Genomic DNA, 16,900 nt, shown 5'->3' on the forward strand with positions numbered 1-16,900 from the left:
CAGGAGATGAAGTGAAGGGGGCACCGGCATCCCATCCCGCCATGACGGGACGCCGGCGGCCCTCACCTTCTTACCGCTTCGCGCGTGTCGAGCGAGTCGTCGCGCGTTTCCCTCCCCATATCATCCATCCCGGACACGGCGCCCGCCTCCACCAGGGATTCGGGCCACCGCGCAAAACGCAGGCCGGTCACGCGATTCAGGTTCTCCAGTGCTCCCTCGGGATCCCTGTCCCGCAAAAAGATCACCCTGTCGCGCGAACCGCTCATCTCGCCTGTCCCAGTGGATGGATGCGCCTTGCCCAAGCCAGAAACGTGCCAGTGCGGGATGGAGGGGCAGGCAAGGGCGTGGCAGACAGGCCCGTGCGCGGCCGGGCGGATGCGGACAAGCAAAAAGCCCCTGCTAAAAGTGCGACATTGGCCGCAAACTGACGTTTTTCGTCACCTGCCGCCAGAGGATCCTTCCAGCGCCGGTCGTACGTCCCGACTCTGCAGCCAGTCGGCCAGGCTGGCGCCGAACAGCGCCTGCTGCTGCAGCTGGAATTGCTCCAGTGTCTGGCGCAGCACCGGATACCAGGGCTCGTCGAGGGACTCCGGCAACTGCTCGGGGCGCGGCAGCGGCCAGGGGGCGTGACTGAGCAGACGATGCATGCTGTAGTGAGCCAGGTCGCGGCACAGCACCCAGCCGCCACTGACCCGGCAGATCAGTTGCTCCTGCTCGAGGAAGCCGGTCAGCTCGTCCCATTCGTCCTCCGGCAGCAGCCAGCCCTGGCGGCGCATGTCGCGCAGGGTCACCGTCTCGCCCTGCCTCTGGCTGTCGTGGAACACCCGCAGCACGCCGAGCAGGGCCAGCAGGCGCGGCAGGCTGCGGCGCCGCCAGACCGGTGGGTTGGACAGGTTGCAGACCAGCTCGGCGCCGAACAGCACGATCAGCCAGGACAGGTAGATCCACAGCAGGAACAGCGGTACCGTGGCGAAGGCCCCGTAGATCAGTTGGTAGCTGGGAAACAGCCGCACGTAGAGGCCGAACAGCATCTTCGCCAGCTCGAACAGCACCGCCGCCAAGGTGCCGCCAACCAGCGCGTGCCTGATCGGCACCCGGGTGTTGGGCACGGTGGCGTAGATCAGGGTGAAGGCCGCCACGCTGGACAGCAGCGGCATGAAGCGCAGCAGCGTCTTGGCGCCGATCACCGCGTCCGGGCCGGAGATCAGCGACAGCGAGGTAATGTAGGTGCTGACCAGGAAGCCGGCGCCGAGCAGCAGCGGACCGAGGCTGAGGATCGCCCAATAGAGCAGGAAGCTGGACGCCCCGCGGCGCGGCTGGCGCACCCGCCAGATGGTGTTGAAAGCCTTCTCCACGGTGACCAGCATGGTGAAGGCGGTGATCGCCAGGAAGAGCACGCCGATCCAGGTGAGCTGGCGCGCCTGCAGGGTGAAGCTGACCAGATACTCGCGCACCGTCTCCCCGGTGGCGGGCAGGAAGTTGCGCAGGATGAAGCTCTGGATTTGCTCGCCAACGCCCTGGAAGGCGGGGATGGCCGAGAGCATGGCGAAGGTCACGGTCATCATCGGTACCACCGCGAACAGGGTGGTGTAGGTCAGCGCCGCCGCGCTGTCCGGCGCCCGATCATCAAGAAAGCGCTGCCAGAGGAACCGCCAGAACTCCACCGTGTTTTCGAAACGCTGACGCATGCGCTCTCCCTAGTCGAAGTCGCCACCCAATAGCCGACAGCCGCGGCGACGCGGTTAGAATAGCCGCCACCCCTCAGCGGATGCGACTCGCAATGACCGATTTGACCCTTTATCACAACCCACGTTGCTCGAAATCCCGCGGCGCCCTGGAGCTGCTCGAGGCCCGAGGCCTGCAGCCGACCATCGTGCGTTATCTGGAGACCCCACCCTCCGCCGCCGAATTGCGCGAGCTATTGCGCAAGCTGGGCATCCCGGCCCGCCAGCTGCTGCGTACCGGCGAGGAGGAATACCAAAGCCTGGGCCTGGCCGATCCCGGCCTCGGCGAGGAGCAGCTGATCGAGGCCATGGCTGCCCATCCCAGACTGATCGAGCGGCCGATCCTGGTCGCCGGCGACAGGGCGGTGATCGGCCGGCCGCCGGAGAAGGTGCTGGAGCTTCTGGCATGAGCAGCCCCTACATCCTGGTGCTCTACTACAGCCGCCACGGCAAGACCGCGGAGATGGCCCGCCAGGTCGCCCGCGGCGTGGAGATGGCCGGCCTGGAAGCACGCCTGCGTACCGTGCCGCCGGTGTCCACCGAATGCGAGGCAGTGGCCCCGGCGATCCCCGCGGAAGGCGCGATCTACGCCACTCTCGACGATCTCAGGCACTGCTCGGGGCTGGCCCTGGGCTGCCCGACCCGCTTTGGCAACATGGCCGCGCCGCTCAAGTACTTCATCGACAGCACCAGCAGCCTGTGGCTGACCGGCGAGCTGGTCGGCAAGCCGGCCGGCGCCTTCACCACCACCTCCAGCCTACACGGCGGCCAGGAGACCACCCTGCTGACCATGCTGCTGCCCCTGCTGCACCACGGCATGCTGGTCACCGGCCTGCCCTACAGCGAGGCCGCTCTGCTGGAAACCCAGGGCGGCGGCACCCCCTACGGCCCCAGCCACTACGCGGGAGCCGACGGCAAGCGGCCGCTGGACGAACACGAGATCGCCCTATGCCGCGCCCTCGGCCAGCGTCTGGCGCAGACCGCCCTGCAACTGGAGCGTGGCCGTGGCTAGGAAGAACAAACCGCTGCCGTCCCTGGACTGGCTGAAGCCCCGCCTGCGCCTGACCCGCGGGCTGAGCCTGGCCCTCTACCTGGCCCTGCTACTGCTTCTGCTGGTGTGGAACCTGGCCTTCGCCGACCTGCACGGCGCGCGCACCTGGGTGGTGCTGCTGATCGAGCTGGTGCCGCTGCTGATCCTCGCCCCGGGGCTGCTGCCGGGCAGCGCGCGGGCCCACGCCTGGCTGTGCTTCGTGGTCAACCTCTACTTCATCAAGGGGGTGCTGGCCGCGCTGGATCCGCAGCGCGCCCTGCTCGGCTGGAGCGAGGCGCTGCTCAGCTTCGCCCTGTTCTGTTGCGCCCTGCTCTACGTGCGCTGGCGCTTCCAGCACGACCGCAGGCTGGCAGGCGAGGCCTGATCCCCGGTTCCCGCTGCGCCGGCCGGCACAGCGGGAGCCTCCCTCCACAATCTCTGGAGCCGTCTACCAACCCAGCACTTCCTTGAGGAAGGGTATGGTCAGCTTGCGCTGGGCCTGCAGCGAGGCCTGATCAAGGCGGTCGAGCAGCTCGAACAGCGCGCTCATGCTCCGCGCCCCGCGGGTGAGGATGAAGCGCCCTACCTCGTCGGTGAGGTGCAGACCGCGGCGCGAGGCGCGCAGCTGCAGGGCGCGTAGCTTGTCCTCGTCGGACAGCGGCTGGAGCTGGAACACCAGGGCCAGGGACAGGCGCGACTGCAGATCCGGCAGCCCCACCCCCAGCTCGCGCGGCGAGGCGGTGGCCGCCAGCAGCAAACGCCGGCCGCTGTCGCGCAGGCGGTTGAACAGGTGAAACAGCGCCTCCTCCCAGTCGTCGCGGCCGACCACCGCGTCCAGATCGTCCAGACAGACCAGCTCGAAGTCCTCGAGGTTGTCCAGCAGCTCCGGGCCGTGCTCGACCACTTCACCGAGCGGCAGGTAGACCGCCTGCTCGCCGAGCTGATCGAAGCGCAGGCAAGCGGCCTGCAGCAGGTGGCTGCGTCCGACGCCCTCGCTGCCCCACAGATAGATCAGGCTTTCCGTCCAGCCCGCGTCGGCCTCGCAGAGCCGTTCGACGTAGCCAAGCGCGGCGGCGTTGGCGCCGGGGTAGTAGTTGGCAAAGGTGGCGTCGTCGCGCAGACGCACGCCGAGAGGCAGCTGGATAGGTTTCATGCCGGACCGGACGGCGCCGAGGCGGCGCCACGAGAGTTCACGAAAGGCAGAAAGTGTATAGAAATCAGCGACCTGGCGCAGCCCCGAAAGACCGCGCGATCTGTTCTGGAGCGGCTCACCAGTGGAAGTACAGACGGTCGCCGCGCGGCACCAGAGCCGGCGCCGGCTGCGCCACGCCTGGCTCGTCCTGGGGCGCGGGCATTTCCTCGAGACGTGCCAGGGACAGCTGGGCACGCAGCTGCTCGGGGCTGGCGTTGACCCGGAACACCAGGGTGTCGCCCTCCACCAGTTGCAGGTGCGCATCGAAGGGCTCCAGCAGGCGAGACAGTTCGGCGTAGCGGGCCAGGTCGGCGCCCTGCACCTGCAGGGTCAGGTGGCTAGCGGCGCTCGGCGAGGCGGCGAAGCGCGGCGCCAGGCGCTCACCGACCGCCAGCATCACCGCATCGGCCAGGCCCTGCTCGTCGCCGGCCTTGACCGTTCCCTGCTCGCGGCTGTCACCCAGCCACAGCTGCCAGCTGGCCTGCCACTGGCCGTCCTGCTCTTGGGCGTCCACCGCCAGCAGAGCGTCGGCGCCGTAGCGCTCGACGGACTCCAGCAGGCTAGCGTCCGGCTGACTGGCGGTGAGGTTGTCCGAGGTGCCCAGCAATTGCTCGCCGAGATCGGCCAGCGGCAGGCGCAGCGGCAGACCGCGGCGCTGGGCGGCACGCTGCAGCGGATCGGCGCTGGGCTGGCCGTCGCCGACCAGGCTGCTGCCTTCCAGGGAGTTGTTCAGCCACCAAGCGAGGATCGCCGGGCGGTTGGCGCCCCACAGGGCCAGGCCGGCCTGACGCAGGCTGCGCTCGGTGGTCGCCGGGTCGAAATCGACGACGATCTCCTGTCCTTCGTAACCATACTGGCTGATCACCTGCTGGGGCTCGGCGCGCAGCCCTGCCAGGGCCTGGCTCTGCGCCGCACCGGCATCGCCGGTCAGGCGCTGCACCAGGGTGTCGAAGGCCCGCACCAAGGCGGCATCGCGCTCCTCGGGAGTCTGACTGGCGACCGGTTCGCGCACCTGATAGAGATTGGCCACCACGGCGGCGAAGGACGGTGCGGCGGACAGGGCCAGACAGAGGACGAACAGGCGGACAAGGATGCGCATGGAGCTCTCGCAGGGCTGGGCGGCTGAGGTCCTATACCTTAAACAGGCGCTCCCGGGCCGGCAACCGCCGATCTGGCCCGTCGCGACGACCCGATGGCCGGGTCGATGGCCGCTGACCGGCAAGCCTGTTAAAATCGCGCGCCTTCCTGGACCGGCAAGCGGTCCCCCTCAAGAACCCCGCAAAGGCCCTGAATTCATGAGCAAGCAACCTTCCATCAGCTACAAGGACGCCGGTGTCGATATCGACGCAGGCGAAGCCCTGGTCGAACGCATCAAGGGCGTGGCCAAGCGCACCGCACGTCCGGAAGTCATGGGAGGCCTGGGCGGCTTCGGCGCGCTCTGCGAGATTCCCGCCGGTTACAAACAGCCGGTGCTGGTGTCCGGCACCGACGGCGTGGGCACCAAGCTGCGTCTGGCGCTGAATCTCAACAAGCACGACAGCATCGGCCAGGACCTGGTCGCCATGTGCGTCAACGACCTGGTGGTGTGCGGCGCCGAGCCGCTGTTCTTCCTCGACTACTACGCCACCGGCAAGCTGAACGTCGACGTGGCTGCCACCGTGGTGGCCGGCATCGGCGCCGGCTGCGAGCTGGCCGGCTGCTCCCTGGTCGGCGGGGAGACCGCCGAGATGCCTGGCATGTACGAGGGCGAGGACTACGACCTGGCCGGCTTCTGCGTCGGCGTGGTGGAGAAGAGCGAGATCATCGACGGCTCCAAGGTGGTCGCCGGCGACAGCCTGATCGCCCTGCCCTCCTCCGGCCCGCACTCCAACGGCTACTCGCTGATCCGCAAGATCCTCGAGGTCTCCGGCACCGACATCCAGCAGGAGCAGGTCGACGGCAAGCCCCTTGCCGACCTGCTGATGGCGCCGACCCGCATCTACGTCAAGCCGCTGCTCAAGCTGATCAAGGCGACCGGCGCGGTGAAGGCCATGGCCCACATCACCGGCGGGGGCCTGCTGGACAACATCCCACGCGTGCTGCCGGAAGGCACCCAGGCGGTCATCGACGTGGCCAGCTGGACCCGCCCGGCGGTATTCGACTGGCTGCAGCAGAAGGGCAACGTCGACGAGCGCGAGATGCACCGCGTGCTGAACTGCGGCGTCGGCATGGTCATCTGCGTGGCCAGCGAGCAGACCGAGCAGGCCCTGGCGGTGCTGCGCGAGGCCGGCGAGCAGCCCTGGGTGATCGGCCAGATAGCCGCTGCGGCGGAAGGCAGCGAACGAGTGGTCCTCAACAACCTCAAGGCCCACTGATGTCCACCCCCTGCAATGTGGTGGTGTTGATCTCCGGCTCCGGCAGCAATCTGCAAGCCCTGATCGACGACATGCGCGCCGGCGACACGCCGGCGCGCATCCGCGCAGTGATTTCCAACCGCGCCGACGCCTACGGTCTGGAGCGCGCTAGGGCCGCCGGCATCCCCGCCACGGTGCTCGACCACAAGGCGTTCGACGGTCGCGAAGCCTTCGACGCCGCGCTGATCGAGCGCATCGATGCCTACCGCCCCGACCTGGTGGTGTTGGCCGGTTTCATGCGCATCCTCACCCCCGGCTTCGTCCGCCACTACCGCGGCCGGCTGCTCAACATCCATCCTTCGCTGCTGCCCAAATACAAGGGCCTGCACACCCATCAGCGGGTGCTCGAGGCCGGCGATGCCGAACACGGCTGCAGCGTGCACTTCGTCACCGAGGAACTTGATGGCGGTCCTCTGGTCGTACAGGCGGTGATCCCCGTGCAGCCGGGCGACACGCCGGACAGTCTGGCGCAGCGCGTGCACGAGCAGGAGCATCGCATCTATCCGCTAGCGGTACGCTGGTTCGCCAGCGGACGCTTGCAACTCGGTGAGCAAGGCGCAATGCTGGACGGCCAGCCGCTGCCTGCCAGCGGCCATCAGATTCGGATCTAGGAGACCCTATGCTGCGCGTTCTTTTGTTCGCCCTTGCCGCACTCGCCCTGCCGGTGCAGGCCCAGAATCTCAAGCCGTTCTCCGCCAGCTACACCGCCGACTGGAAGCAGCTTCCGGTGGGCGGCAGCGCCACCCGCAGCCTCAAGGCGGAAAGCGACGGGCGCTGGAGCCTGGACTTCGAGGCCTCCATGCTGGTCGCCGGGCTGACCGAGCAGAGCACCTTCCGGGTCGAGAGCGGCAGCTTCCTGCCGCAGACCTACCGCTTCAAGCGCAGCGGCCTGGGCAAGAGCAAGCAGGTGGAGCTGGACTTCGACTGGAGCGCCAAGCAGGTGATCGGCAGCGACCGCGGCAACCAGGTACGCGTGCCGCTGAACCGAGGCCTGCTCGACAAGTCCACCTACCAGATCGCCCTGCAGCACGACGTCGCCGCCGGCAAGAAGAGCATGAGCTACCAGGTGATCGACGGCGACGAGGTGGAAACCTACGACTTCCGCGTGCTTGGCGAGGAAGTGGTGGAAACCAAGGCCGGTCTGATCGACGCCATCAAGGTCGAGCGCGTGCGCGACCCGACCCAGAGCAACCGCAAGACTGTGCTGTGGTTCGCCAAGGACTGGGACTACCTGCTGGTCCGCCTGCAGCAGGTCGAGAAGGACGGCAAGGAGTACCAGATCATGCTGCTCGAAGGCACGGTGGGCGACCGCCAGGTCAAGGGCCGCTCGTGAGCGGAAACGCAGCGAAAGCCGGGCACTGCCCGGCTTTTTATTGCCCGGTCGCTCAAGCTTCGAAACGCTTCTGCCGCCCTTTATTGGCGGGAGTCGGTAGCCCGAAGCTGACGGCTGCTTTTATGATGTGCCCCTAACTTTCTTCCAGCGAATACCCATGGTCGATTCCGCATTCTTCTGCCCGCTTGTCCACGAGGGCATGCTTGCCGTCCGCGGCCCGGAGGCCGGGAAATTCCTGCAGGGCCAGCTCACCTGCAACCTCAACTACCTGAGCGACAGCCAGAGCAGCCTGGGCGCGCGCTGCACCGCCAAGGGCCGCATGGTATCGAGCTTCCGCATCCTCCCCGAGGGCGATGGCTACCTGATGGCGATGGCCGCCGAGCTGGTCGAGCCGCAGCTGGCCGACCTCAGGAAGTACGCGGTGTTCTCCAAGTGCAGCCTCGCCGACGAAAGCGCCGCCTGGGCGCGCTTCGGCCTGGCCGGCGCTGATCAGCCGCTCGCCGAGCTGGGCCTGCAGCTGCCGGCGAACGGCGATGCCGTGGCCCGCGCCAACGGGCTGATCGCCGTACGCCTCGGCGACGGCCGCGCCGAGCTCTGGGCCCCCGCCGCCGAGGCGGCGAGCCTGCGCGAGCGTCTGGCCGCGCAGCTGCGCGAAGCCGAGCTGAACGACTGGCTGCTGGCTCAGGTGCGCGCCGGCGTCGGTCAGGTGTTCGGCGCCACCCGCGAGCTGTTCATCCCGCAGATGATCAATCTGCAGGCGGTCGGTGGCGTCAGCTTCAAGAAGGGCTGCTACACCGGTCAGGAGATCGTCGCCCGCATGCAATATCTGGGTCGCCTCAAGCGTCGCCTGTACCGTCTGGCCCTGGCCGGGGACACCCTGCCGGCCGCCGCCAGCGAGCTCTTCTCGCCGGTGCACGCCACCAGCGTCGGCGAGGTGGTGCTGGCCGCCCGCGGCGAACGGGGCTGCGAACTGCTCGCCGTGCTCCAGGAGGATGCCGCCGCAGACGGGCGCATCCACCTCGGCAGCCTCGAAGGTCCGGCCCTGAGCCTGCTGGAGCTGCCCTACACCCTCGACCGTGACCGCGAAGTCCAGCGCTGATCCATTTCCGACAGAGAATCCTATGAGCAAGCTTGCCGAGAAAGTCCAAGCGGAACTGATCCAGGCCATCGAGAACGATGAGCTGGTCCTGCCCACCCTCCCGGAAGTCGCCCTGCGCGTGCGGGAAGCGGCGGAGGATCCGGACATCAGCATCCAGGCGCTGAGCAAGGTGATCGGCAACGACGCCGCGCTCTCCGCGCGCATCATCAAGGTGGTGAACAGCCCGCTGCTGCGCACCAGCCGGGAGATCACCGACCTGCAGACGGCCATCGGCCGGCTGGGCATCAACTACACCTGCAACCTGGCCGTGGGCCTGGCCATGGAACAGATGTTCCAGGCTACCAGCGACGTGGTCGACCGCAAGATGCGCGAGGTGTGGAACAAGAGCACGGAGATTGCCGGCATCTGCCACGTGCTGTGCAAGCACTACACCCGCTTGATGCCCGACCAGGCGACCCTCGCCGGCCTGGTGCACCAGATAGGCGTGCTGCCGATCCTCACCTACGCCGAGGAGAACGACGCCCTGCTCGCCGACTCCATCAGCCTCAACCACGTGATCGAGCGCATCCACCCGATCCTCGGCGACCGCATCCTCAGCGCCTGGGAATTCCCCGAGCAGATCAGGCAGGTGCCTAGCCAGCACCTGGACTTCGCCCGCGACTCGGCCAAGGCGGACTACGTGGACATCGTTCAGGTGGCCACCCTGCAGAGCTACCTGGGCACCCAGCACCCCTACGCGCAGATCGACTGGAGCCAGGTTTCGGCCTTCGCCCGCCTCGGCCTCGACCCGAGCCAGCCGACCGACGAGGACGAGGACCTCTCCGACGCCATGGAAGCGGCGATGAGCATGCTGCAGGGCTGATTCGCCGGCTCAGGCCAGCTCGGGCAGGCGCCAGTCGATCGGCTCCAGCCCGTGCTGCGTCAGGAAGCGGTTGCAGTGGCTGAAGTGGCCGTTGCCGATGAAGCCGCGATGCGCCGACAGCGGCGAGGGATGCGCCGAACACAGCGTCAGATGGCGGGTGCGATCGATCAGCGGCAACTTGCTCTGCGCATGTGAACCCCAGAGCAGGAACACCAGATTCGGCCGTTCCTCGCTCACCACCTGAATGATCCGGTCCGTGAACGGCTGCCAGCCGGCCTTGGCGTGCGAACCGGCACGCCCGGCCTCGACGGTCAGCGAGGTGTTGAGCAGCAGCACGCCCTGATCCGCCCAGGACTGCAGGTAGCCGTGGCTGGGCGGATCGACGTTCAGGTCGCGCTTGAGTTCCTTGTAGATGTTCTGCAGCGACGGCGGCACCGGCACGCCCGGCTGCACCGAGAAGCACAGCCCGTGCGCCTGCCCCGGCCCGTGATAGGGGTCCTGACCGATGATCACCACGCGCACGCGATCCAGCGGCGTGGAATTCAGCGCATTGAAGATCAGCGGCCCCGGCGGATAGATCAGCTTGCCGGCGGCCTTCTCGGCGCGCAGGAAGCTGCTCAGCTCGCGCATGTAGGGCTTCTCGAACTCGTCGCGCAGGGCGGCCTTCCAGCTCGCCTCCAGCCTGATCCGGTCGTCGTCGCTCATCCTCGCCTCCCAGTGAAAGCCGGCACGCTAGAGGCGCACCGTCCAACCGTCAAGCGCCGGGCAGATCGACCAGCGCACCGTAGGCGATGGCGCGCAGCTGCTGACGGATCGGATACAGCGAGGAAGGCATCAGCTGGGTCATGAAGAGCATCACCAGCTGTTCGCTCGGGTCGACGAAGAAGAAGGTACCGGCCATGCCGCCCCAGCCGTATTCACCCACCGAGCCGTTGACCTGCGAGCGCGCCACGTCGACCTTCACCGACACGCCGAGGCCGAAGCCCTGGCCTTCGTATGGCGTCTCGCTGAACGAACCGCCCTGCGCCAGCGCCGGCAGCTCGGCCCCGCCGGGCAGATGGTTCATGCGCATGAAGTCCAGGGTCTTGCGGCCGAGAATGCGCCGGCCGTTCAGCTCGCCGCCGTTGCACAGCGCCTGGGCGAAGCGGAAGTAGTCGTCCAGCGTCGAAACCAGTCCGCCACCGCCGGAGAGGAAGCGCGGCTCGCGGGTGAAGTGCGAGCCGTGCGGATCGTCCTGCAGACTGAAGCCGCCCTCGGCGGTCGCCTGGTAGCACGCGGCAAAGCGCTCCAGCTTGTCCGCCGGCACCTGGAAGCCGGTGTCGCGCATGCCCAGCCGCTCAAAGATGTGCTCGCGGAAGTAGTCGTCCAGCGGCTTGTCGGAGAGCACCTGGACCAGATAGCCGAGCACGTCGGTGGCCACCGAGTAGTTCCAGGCGGTGCCCGGCGAGAACTCCAGCGGCAGACGGCCCAACTCGTCGACCAGCTTGTCCAGGGTCAGCTCGGCGCTGCCGTCCAGGCCGAGTGTGCGGTAGGCGGCGTCGACATTGGTGCGCTGCATGAAGCCGTAGGTCAGGCCGGACATGTGGGTGAACAGGTCGCGGACGGTCATCGGCCGCGCCGCCGGCTCGGTCAGAAAGTTCGGGTAGACGCCGGCCTTGTAGACGCGCTGGTTCTTCCAGGCAGGGATATAGCGGTGCACCGGGTCGTCGAGCAGGAAGCGGCCCTGCTCGTAGAGCTGCAGCATGGCCACCGAGGTGACCGGCTTGGTCATCGAATAGATGCGGAACAGGGTGTCGCGCTGCACCGGCTTGTTGCGCTCGACGTCCATCAGCCCTAGGGCGCTGCACCAGGCGACCTCGCCGCGTCGGGCCACCAGAGTCAGGGCGCCGGGCAGACGACCCGGCTCCAGGTAGTCGCGCTCGAGGAGCCGGTCGATGGCGGCCAGGCGGCCCTGATCGAGGCCGGCGATGACGTTGGAACGGGACATGAGGCTCTCCTGAGTCAGCACGGAAACGGCGCAGCAGACGCGCGAAACAGGCTTGATAACACATTCCCCGGCCCCTTGCGCAGCACTGGCGCGCGCGGCCAGTGCCCTGGCCACCGGAGCCCTGCTACCCTGCCGGCAGCCATCGTCGACCGGGGCACTGCCCGGCCAGCCTGCGGATACACCGAATGAACGTGATCTTCGAAGAACTGCCCTGCGCCGACGGCAGCCGCCTCGGCCTCGCCACCCTGGACTCGCCCCGCAACCTCAACGCCCTCTCGCTGGAAATGGTCGAGGCGCTGGACGCCCGCCTGCGCGCCTGGCAGGCCGATCCGCAGATCGCCTGCGTGCTGCTGCGCGGCGCCGGCGAGAAGGCCTTCTGCGCCGGCGGCGATGTGCGCCGGATCGTCGAGGCGCAGCGCGAGCCCGGCGAGATCCCGCAGGTGGCCCGCGACTTCTTCGCCGCCGAATACCGTTTGGATCATCTCATCCACCGCTACGCCAAGCCGCTGATCTGCTGGGCCCGTGGCCATGTGATGGGCGGGGGCATGGGCCTGATGCAGGGCGCCTCGGTCCGCATCGTCACCCCGGACAGCCGGCTGTCGATGCCGGAGGTGCTGATCGGTCTCTACCCGGATGCCGGCGGCAGCCACTTTCTCAGCCGCCTGCCGGCGCCGCTCGGGCTGTTCCTCGGCCTGACCGCCAGCGTGCTGAATGCCGCCGATGCGCTGGCCTTCGGGCTGGCCGACCGGCTGCTGCGCAGCGATCAGCAACCGGCGCTGATCGAGGCCCTGCAGGCCCTCGACTGGCGCCGGGACGGTCTACACCAGCTGCACGCGCAGCTGCAGAGACTGGCCGCCGAAGCGGCCGACGCCACTCCGCCCGCCGCCTGGCCGGCGCATCTGCCGCTGCTGCGTGAATTGCTCGATGTGCCCGATCTGCCTGCTGCCTGGCAGGCCGTGGCCGACCTGGAAGGCCACACCGATCCGCTGCTGGCAGCGGCTGCCGACAACCTGCGCAAGGGCAGCGTGCTCACCGCCTGGCTGGTCTGGGAACAGCTGCGCCGCGCCCGTCACCAGTCGCTGGCCGACAACCTGCGCATGGAATACGCGATGAGTCTGGCCTGCTGCCGGCACGGCGAATTCAGCGAAGGCGTGCGCGCACGACTGATCGAGAAGCGCCCCGCCCACTGGCGCTACCGCGATGTGAACAGCGTACCGGCCGAGCTGGTCGCGGCGCACTTCATCCCGGCCTGGGACGGTGCGCACCCGCTGGCCGATCTCAACTGAGGTTCAGTGCAGCTTCTGCAGGTGCACCAGCCCGAACAGCAGCACCTGCAGGCGATGCTGCCAGGGCGACGGCTGCGCGGCGAGCAGACGGTTGAACACCACCAGCTCGATCAGGTGCAGCACCAGCGTGGTGCCGGCCACCGCGTTGAGCGTCACCTCCCAGGGGGTCGGTAGCGGACTGACCAGGTTGGCCAGTGCCAGCCCCCAGAACGCCAACAGCAGAACTCTGGCGATTGTCCCTAGCATGGTTTTCATCTCCTGCGGCTCTCTGGCCGCTTTCGGTCAGCTGTAAAGGAAGGTCGGCCCGATGTGCTCGCTGCCGTCGTCGGTGCCGATCTCCCTGCGGATCAGGGCGTTGGTCTGGGCGTTCAGCCGCAGCAGCAGCTCGCGGTGCGCCTGCGGGTCCCTGGCCAAGTTGTTCAGCTCGTCCGGGTCCTCGTGGGTGTCGTAGAGCTCCAGATCGTTGCGACCGACCAGGTTCTCGAAATCCTCGGGGATGTGGTGGTCGTGCGGCGCAAAGTAGCGGGCGAACTTGTAGCGGCCGTCGTGCACGCCGCGAAACAGCGCGCGGTTGGCCCGCGACGGGCCGAGCTGGAAGTTCTTCAGCGCCTCGCTGAGCACGCTCCAGGGAGTGACCTGGTCCTGATTGCGGATCACCTGCACGGTGAATTCCGGATCGATGTACATGGCCACGCCGTAGTTGAAGAGGTGGCCGAGCTGGTCGCGCTCGGAGCGTCCCGAGGCGCCACCGAGGCTTTCGCAGAGGCTGACGCCGGCCCGCTGCGGATAGCGCTCGCGCTGCTGGGCCGGGGTCACGCCGGCGAACTCCAGCAGGGTCGGCACCAGGTCGACCGAGGAGCCGAGCGCGTCGCGGCTCACGCCGCCGCGCAGGTCCGGGTGGCGGACGATGAAGTTGACCCGGGTGTTCTCCCGGTACATGTGCGGGCCCTTCTGGCGCAGCCGGTGGGCACCGGCCATCTCGCCGTGATCGGCGGTCAGCACCACGATGATGTCCTCGTCCAGGCCGGTGGAGCGCAGCGCGTCGAGCACCTGGAGGATGGACTGGTCGACGTCGCGGATGCAGTTGAAGTAGTAGCTCTGCAGCCCCTTCCAGGCCGCCTCGTCCTCCGGCGCCAGGCGCCCGTAGAAGGCGTTGCAGAGCTGCACGTCGGCGTGCTGCACCCAGGGTTTGTCGCTCAGGTCATCGGCATGGAAGCTGCGCGGCAGCGGCAGATCCCAGAAGCGGTCGTAGACGCCGCCCATCGGCCCCGGCGACATCGGGCCGAGGAAGTTGCTGCGCAGCCGGCTGCGCTCCTGCTCGGCGTTGGCGCTGTAGAACATCACGTCGTGCGGGTTGACGAAGTTCACCGCCAGCATCCAGGGCGCCTCGTCGTCGCGATGCTCGTGCAGCCAGCGCGCGGCGTCGCTGGCGGTCAGGCGGTCGTACAGATAGCCCGTGAGATGACTGCCGTGCGGGTCGCCGCCGAGGTTGTAATCACCGAAGCCGTAGGGCTCCAGCACCTTCTCGTTGGTCTCGACCACGCCGTAGGTGAGGTTGCTGTCGCCCGGCACGTGGCTGAGGTGCCACTTGCCCTTGTAGGCGGTGGTGTAGCCCTGCTCGCGAAGCATGTGACCGAGGGTCGGCAGGTCCGTGGAGAGGTCGTTGAACGGCGGCAGGCCGTGGTTGGCGACGATCAGCGTCTTCTGGGTGTGCTGCCCGGTGTACATCACCGAGCGCGACGGCGAACAGGGCGTGGTGTTGGCGTGGTAATTGGCCAGGGTCACACCCTGCGCGACCAGCTGCTCATGGCCGGGCAGCGGCAGTTCGTCCGGCAGGTCCTGGAAGCTGCGCTCCTGGTCGGTGACGATCAGCAGGATGTTCGGCTTGCCGCGACGCCGTGGCCGGACGGCCGGCGCCTCGGTCTGCTGCTCGGCGAGCAGCGGTCCGCTGAGGGCGGCACCGGCCGTGGTCAGGCCGGCCAGCTTGAGCAGTTCGCGGCGATTCATCCTTAATCCTCCTGACGGGGTTCGATCAACGGGAAATCGGGGCTGAAGTCGTCCATCAGGCGCAGCAGCTCGACTACCTTCAGGCGGCTGCCGTCGACGCTGATGTCACCGATCAGCATTTCCTTCGGGAAACTGGTCTGCTTGAGCAGGATGCGGTCGAGGGTGGCGCGACTCAGCGTGAGGGTGGCGTCGGCATCCTCGGCGAGCCGGCCCGGCAGCCAGGTCAGCGCGCCGTTCTGCAGGGTCACCCGGAAGTCCTCGCCGGTGTCCGTGAAACGCCAGTTGAGGACGATGTGCTTGCCCGATGCATCCGGGCCGTTGAGGCGCACGCCGAGCAGGTCGAAGAACATGCCGGTATCCAGCGCCTGCAGCAGATCGCCGCTCAGACCGCGTGCCTCGGCGCCCTTCGGCGAGCCCTCGCGCAGTTCCATGGCGCCGCTCAGGTAGGCGCCACGCCAGGGGCCGGCCTCGGCCTGATAGCCGAGTTGCTCGAAGGCATCGGCGGCCAGCTCGCGGGCGGCGCGGTTGTCCGGCTCGGCGAACACCGCCTGGCTCATCACCGAGGCCACCCAGCGGTACTCGCCTCGGGCGAAGTCGGCACGGGCGCGCTCGATCACCGCCTCCATGCCGCCCATGTATTCGATGGTCTTGCGCGCCTGCTCCGCCGGCGGCAACGGATCGAGGTTGGCCGGGTTGCCGTCGTACCAACCCAGATAGCGCTGATAGATGCCGCGGGCGTTGTGCCTGAGGGTGCCGTAGTAGCCGCGGGTCGACCACTGATTGGCCAGGCTCGCCGGCAGCTGCAGCGCCTCGGCGATCTCGCCCGGTTTGTAGCCGTGGTTCATCAGCCGCACGGTCTGGTCGTGCAGGTACTTGTAGAGGTCGCGCTGCACGGCCAGGTAGTTGCGCACCTGCTCGCCACCCCAGACCGGCCAGTGGTGCTGGGCGATCAGCAGCTCGGTGCGCTCGCCGAAGTGCTCGCGGACCTCGTCGATATAGCGCGACCAGCGGCTGGCGTCGCGCACCTCGGCGCCGCGGATGGTGTAGACGTTGTGCAGGTGCTGGGAGGTGACCTCGGCGGTGTTCAGCACCCTCTGCGCCGGGAAGTACAGCATGAACTCGGCCGGCGCCTCGCTGCCGCTGGCCATGTGGAATTCGATGTCGACGCCGCCGATCTGCCGCACGCCGTTCTCGCCGATCAGATCGGTCGGTGGGATCAGGGTCTGCTCGCCGGCCGACAGCGCCTTGCCCAGGCCGGTGTCGACATGGCCACGCTCACCCGGCGCCAGGCGGGTGCCGTACATATAGGTGGCGCGCCGGCCCATGGCGTTGCCGGCGATGACGTTCTCGCTGATGGCGTGCTGCATGAAGCCTTCCGGCGCGTAGATTCGCACCGCGCCGCTGGCGACCTGCTCGGCGCTGACCACACCCTTCACGCCGCCGAAGTGATCGATATGGCTGTGGGTATAGATGACCGCCACCACCGGCTTGTCCGGGCGGTGCGCGCGGTACAGCTCCAGCCCGGCACGCGCGGTGGCGGTGGAGAACAGCGGGTCGATGACGATCAGCCCCTGCTCGCCCTCGACGATGGTCATGTTCGACAGGTCCATGCCGCGGATCTGGTAGATGCCGTCGGTGACACGGAACAGCCCGTGGATGGCGTTCAGCCGGGCCTGTCGCCACAGGCTTGGGTTGACGGTGTCGGGTGCCTGTTCGTTTTCCAGGAAGGCGTAGGGCGCCAGACTCCAGGCCAGCTCACCCTTTTCGTTGCGCACCTCGCCGTCCGGTAGCGCGGCGATAAAGCCGCGCCGCGCATCCTCGAACGCCTGTTGATCGGCAAACGGCAGGCTCTGCAGCACCTGCTGCTGGGCGGCGCGGGTGGCCGGCTCGGCATCGCGCGGCGCCGGCGCGGCCTGAGCAGCGGCGGAGATCAGCAGGGCAAGGGTGAGTAGGGCAGAACGGGACATCCCAAACACTCCAGCGAAAC

The 16,900-nt window shown here is 68.0% G+C and carries 18 protein-coding genes; 9 read left to right on the forward strand and 9 right to left on the reverse strand.

Annotation, left to right across the window (positions count from 1 at the left end; translation table 11 throughout):
* Positions 1 to 62: 62 nt before the first annotated feature.
* Together H165_RS0105545 and H165_RS0105550 are read right to left on the reverse strand one after the other, a co-directional pair.
* A complete protein-coding gene (locus tag H165_RS0105545; RefSeq protein ID WP_017937915.1) occupies positions 63 to 266 on the reverse strand; it encodes a hypothetical protein in 204 nt (67 codons plus the stop codon).
* 171 nt (positions 267 to 437) lie between these two features.
* Complete coding sequence (locus H165_RS0105550) at positions 438 to 1,688, reverse strand: YihY family inner membrane protein (protein ID WP_017937916.1); 1,251 nt, start codon at positions 1,686 to 1,688, stop codon at positions 438 to 440.
* Between the two features lie 92 nt (positions 1,689 to 1,780).
* Between H165_RS0105550 and arsC the strand changes: the two genes are divergently transcribed.
* From arsC to H165_RS0105565, 3 genes are read left to right on the forward strand one after another with little or no spacing between them, the layout of a single operon-like run.
* Positions 1,781 to 2,134: an arsenate reductase (glutaredoxin) gene (arsC, locus tag H165_RS0105555; protein ID WP_017937917.1), complete on the forward strand. Its 354-nt coding sequence runs from the start codon at positions 1,781 to 1,783 to the stop codon at positions 2,132 to 2,134.
* Positions 2,131 to 2,736, forward strand: a complete 606-nt coding sequence (gene wrbA / locus H165_RS0105560; RefSeq protein WP_017937918.1) for an NAD(P)H:quinone oxidoreductase — start codon at positions 2,131 to 2,133, stop codon at positions 2,734 to 2,736. Before arsC ends, wrbA begins: the two co-directional genes overlap by 4 nt.
* On the forward strand, positions 2,729 to 3,139 hold the full coding sequence (locus H165_RS0105565) for a DUF2069 domain-containing protein (RefSeq protein WP_017937919.1): 411 nt from the start codon (positions 2,729 to 2,731) through the stop codon (positions 3,137 to 3,139). Before wrbA ends, H165_RS0105565 begins: the two co-directional genes overlap by 8 nt.
* Before the next feature lie 63 nt (positions 3,140 to 3,202).
* On the opposite strand, the gene hda is transcribed toward H165_RS0105565, so the two are convergent.
* Both hda and H165_RS0105575 read right to left on the reverse strand, forming a co-directional pair.
* Positions 3,203 to 3,907, reverse strand: coding sequence for a DnaA regulatory inactivator Hda (gene hda, locus H165_RS0105570; RefSeq protein ID WP_026146388.1), 705 nt, complete (start codon positions 3,905 to 3,907; stop codon positions 3,203 to 3,205).
* 115 nt (positions 3,908 to 4,022) lie between these two features.
* Positions 4,023 to 5,045, reverse strand: coding sequence for a DUF2066 domain-containing protein (locus tag H165_RS0105575; RefSeq protein WP_017937921.1), 1,023 nt, complete (start codon positions 5,043 to 5,045; stop codon positions 4,023 to 4,025).
* 196 nt (positions 5,046 to 5,241) lie between these two features.
* Between H165_RS0105575 and purM the strand changes: the two genes are divergently transcribed.
* The 5 genes from purM (at position 5,242) to H165_RS0105600 (ending at position 9,633) form a co-directional block, all read left to right on the forward strand.
* Entirely contained in the window at positions 5,242 to 6,300 is a 1,059-nt protein-coding gene (gene purM, locus H165_RS0105580) for a phosphoribosylformylglycinamidine cyclo-ligase (RefSeq protein WP_017937922.1), read from the forward strand.
* On the forward strand, positions 6,300 to 6,950 hold the full coding sequence (gene purN, locus H165_RS0105585) for a phosphoribosylglycinamide formyltransferase (protein ID WP_017937923.1): 651 nt from the start codon (positions 6,300 to 6,302) through the stop codon (positions 6,948 to 6,950). Before purM ends, purN begins: the two co-directional genes overlap by 1 nt.
* Before the next feature lie 8 nt (positions 6,951 to 6,958).
* Positions 6,959 to 7,672 carry a DUF3108 domain-containing protein gene (locus tag H165_RS0105590; protein WP_017937924.1) on the forward strand — a complete coding sequence of 238 codons (714 nt, stop codon included), beginning with the start codon at positions 6,959 to 6,961 and terminating at the stop codon, positions 7,670 to 7,672.
* A gap of 157 nt (positions 7,673 to 7,829) precedes the next feature.
* Complete coding sequence (gene ygfZ, locus H165_RS0105595; RefSeq protein ID WP_026146389.1) at positions 7,830 to 8,771, forward strand: CAF17-like 4Fe-4S cluster assembly/insertion protein YgfZ; 942 nt, start codon at positions 7,830 to 7,832, stop codon at positions 8,769 to 8,771.
* 22 nt (positions 8,772 to 8,793) lie between these two features.
* A complete protein-coding gene (locus H165_RS0105600) occupies positions 8,794 to 9,633 on the forward strand; it encodes an HDOD domain-containing protein (protein WP_017937926.1) in 840 nt (279 codons plus the stop codon).
* 9 nt (positions 9,634 to 9,642) lie between these two features.
* On the opposite strand, the gene ung is transcribed toward H165_RS0105600, so the two are convergent.
* Entirely contained in the window at positions 9,643 to 10,338 is a 696-nt protein-coding gene (gene ung / locus H165_RS0105605) for a uracil-DNA glycosylase (RefSeq protein ID WP_017937927.1), read from the reverse strand.
* A 49-nt stretch (positions 10,339 to 10,387) separates the two neighbouring features.
* Complete coding sequence (locus H165_RS0105610) at positions 10,388 to 11,620, reverse strand: serine hydrolase domain-containing protein (protein WP_017937928.1); 1,233 nt, start codon at positions 11,618 to 11,620, stop codon at positions 10,388 to 10,390.
* 185 nt (positions 11,621 to 11,805) lie between these two features.
* Here H165_RS0105610 and H165_RS0105615 point away from each other — a divergent pair, with 185 nt between their 5' ends.
* On the forward strand, positions 11,806 to 12,906 hold the full coding sequence (locus H165_RS0105615; RefSeq protein ID WP_017937929.1) for an enoyl-CoA hydratase/isomerase family protein: 1,101 nt from the start codon (positions 11,806 to 11,808) through the stop codon (positions 12,904 to 12,906).
* Positions 12,907 to 12,909: 3 nt separating this feature from the next.
* Here H165_RS0105615 and H165_RS0105620 read toward each other — a convergent pair whose 3' ends face one another.
* The 3 genes from H165_RS0105620 to H165_RS0105630 are packed head-to-tail and all read right to left on the reverse strand — an operon-like array spanning position 12,910 to position 16,880.
* Positions 12,910 to 13,152 carry a DUF1145 domain-containing protein gene (locus H165_RS0105620; protein ID WP_169333511.1) on the reverse strand — a complete coding sequence of 81 codons (243 nt, stop codon included), beginning with the start codon at positions 13,150 to 13,152 and terminating at the stop codon, positions 12,910 to 12,912.
* Positions 13,153 to 13,188: 36 nt separating this feature from the next.
* Positions 13,189 to 14,913: a sulfatase-like hydrolase/transferase gene (locus H165_RS0105625; protein WP_017937931.1), complete on the reverse strand. Its 1,725-nt coding sequence runs from the start codon at positions 14,911 to 14,913 to the stop codon at positions 13,189 to 13,191.
* 2 nt (positions 14,914 to 14,915) lie between these two features.
* A complete protein-coding gene (locus H165_RS0105630) occupies positions 14,916 to 16,880 on the reverse strand; it encodes an alkyl/aryl-sulfatase (RefSeq protein ID WP_017937932.1) in 1,965 nt (654 codons plus the stop codon).
* Between the last annotated feature and the right edge of the window lie 20 nt (positions 16,881 to 16,900).

This window comes from Pseudomonas thermotolerans DSM 14292 (assembly GCF_000364625.1).
GTDB classification, from domain to species: domain Bacteria; phylum Pseudomonadota; class Gammaproteobacteria; order Pseudomonadales; family Pseudomonadaceae; genus Aquipseudomonas; species Aquipseudomonas thermotolerans.

What these genes read in the sequence shown, in the direction of transcription:
- H165_RS0105545 (WP_017937915.1), bottom strand. Translation starts at nt 266, where the DNA reads ATGAGCGGTTCGCGCGACAGGGTGATCTTTTTGCGGGACAGGGATCCC.
- H165_RS0105550 (WP_017937916.1), bottom strand. Translation starts at nt 1,688, where the DNA reads ATGCGTCAGCGTTTCGAAAACACGGTGGAGTTCTGGCGGTTCCTCTGG.
- arsC (WP_017937917.1), top strand. Translation starts at nt 1,781, where the DNA reads ATGACCGATTTGACCCTTTATCACAACCCACGTTGCTCGAAATCCCGC.
- wrbA (WP_017937918.1), top strand. Translation starts at nt 2,131, where the DNA reads ATGAGCAGCCCCTACATCCTGGTGCTCTACTACAGCCGCCACGGCAAG.
- hda (WP_026146388.1), bottom strand. Translation starts at nt 3,907, where the DNA reads ATGAAACCTATCCAGCTGCCTCTCGGCGTGCGTCTGCGCGACGACGCC.
- H165_RS0105575 (WP_017937921.1), bottom strand. Translation starts at nt 5,045, where the DNA reads ATGCGCATCCTTGTCCGCCTGTTCGTCCTCTGTCTGGCCCTGTCCGCC.
- purM (WP_017937922.1), top strand. Translation starts at nt 5,242, where the DNA reads ATGAGCAAGCAACCTTCCATCAGCTACAAGGACGCCGGTGTCGATATC.
- purN (WP_017937923.1), top strand. Translation starts at nt 6,300, where the DNA reads ATGTCCACCCCCTGCAATGTGGTGGTGTTGATCTCCGGCTCCGGCAGC.
- H165_RS0105590 (WP_017937924.1), top strand. Translation starts at nt 6,959, where the DNA reads ATGCTGCGCGTTCTTTTGTTCGCCCTTGCCGCACTCGCCCTGCCGGTG.
- ygfZ (WP_026146389.1), top strand. Translation starts at nt 7,830, where the DNA reads ATGGTCGATTCCGCATTCTTCTGCCCGCTTGTCCACGAGGGCATGCTT.
- H165_RS0105600 (WP_017937926.1), top strand. Translation starts at nt 8,794, where the DNA reads ATGAGCAAGCTTGCCGAGAAAGTCCAAGCGGAACTGATCCAGGCCATC.
- ung (WP_017937927.1), bottom strand. Translation starts at nt 10,338, where the DNA reads ATGAGCGACGACGACCGGATCAGGCTGGAGGCGAGCTGGAAGGCCGCC.
- H165_RS0105610 (WP_017937928.1), bottom strand. Translation starts at nt 11,620, where the DNA reads ATGTCCCGTTCCAACGTCATCGCCGGCCTCGATCAGGGCCGCCTGGCC.
- H165_RS0105615 (WP_017937929.1), top strand. Translation starts at nt 11,806, where the DNA reads ATGAACGTGATCTTCGAAGAACTGCCCTGCGCCGACGGCAGCCGCCTC.
- H165_RS0105620 (WP_169333511.1), bottom strand. Translation starts at nt 13,152, where the DNA reads ATGCTAGGGACAATCGCCAGAGTTCTGCTGTTGGCGTTCTGGGGGCTG.
- H165_RS0105625 (WP_017937931.1), bottom strand. Translation starts at nt 14,913, where the DNA reads ATGAATCGCCGCGAACTGCTCAAGCTGGCCGGCCTGACCACGGCCGGT.
- H165_RS0105630 (WP_017937932.1), bottom strand. Translation starts at nt 16,880, where the DNA reads ATGTCCCGTTCTGCCCTACTCACCCTTGCCCTGCTGATCTCCGCCGCT.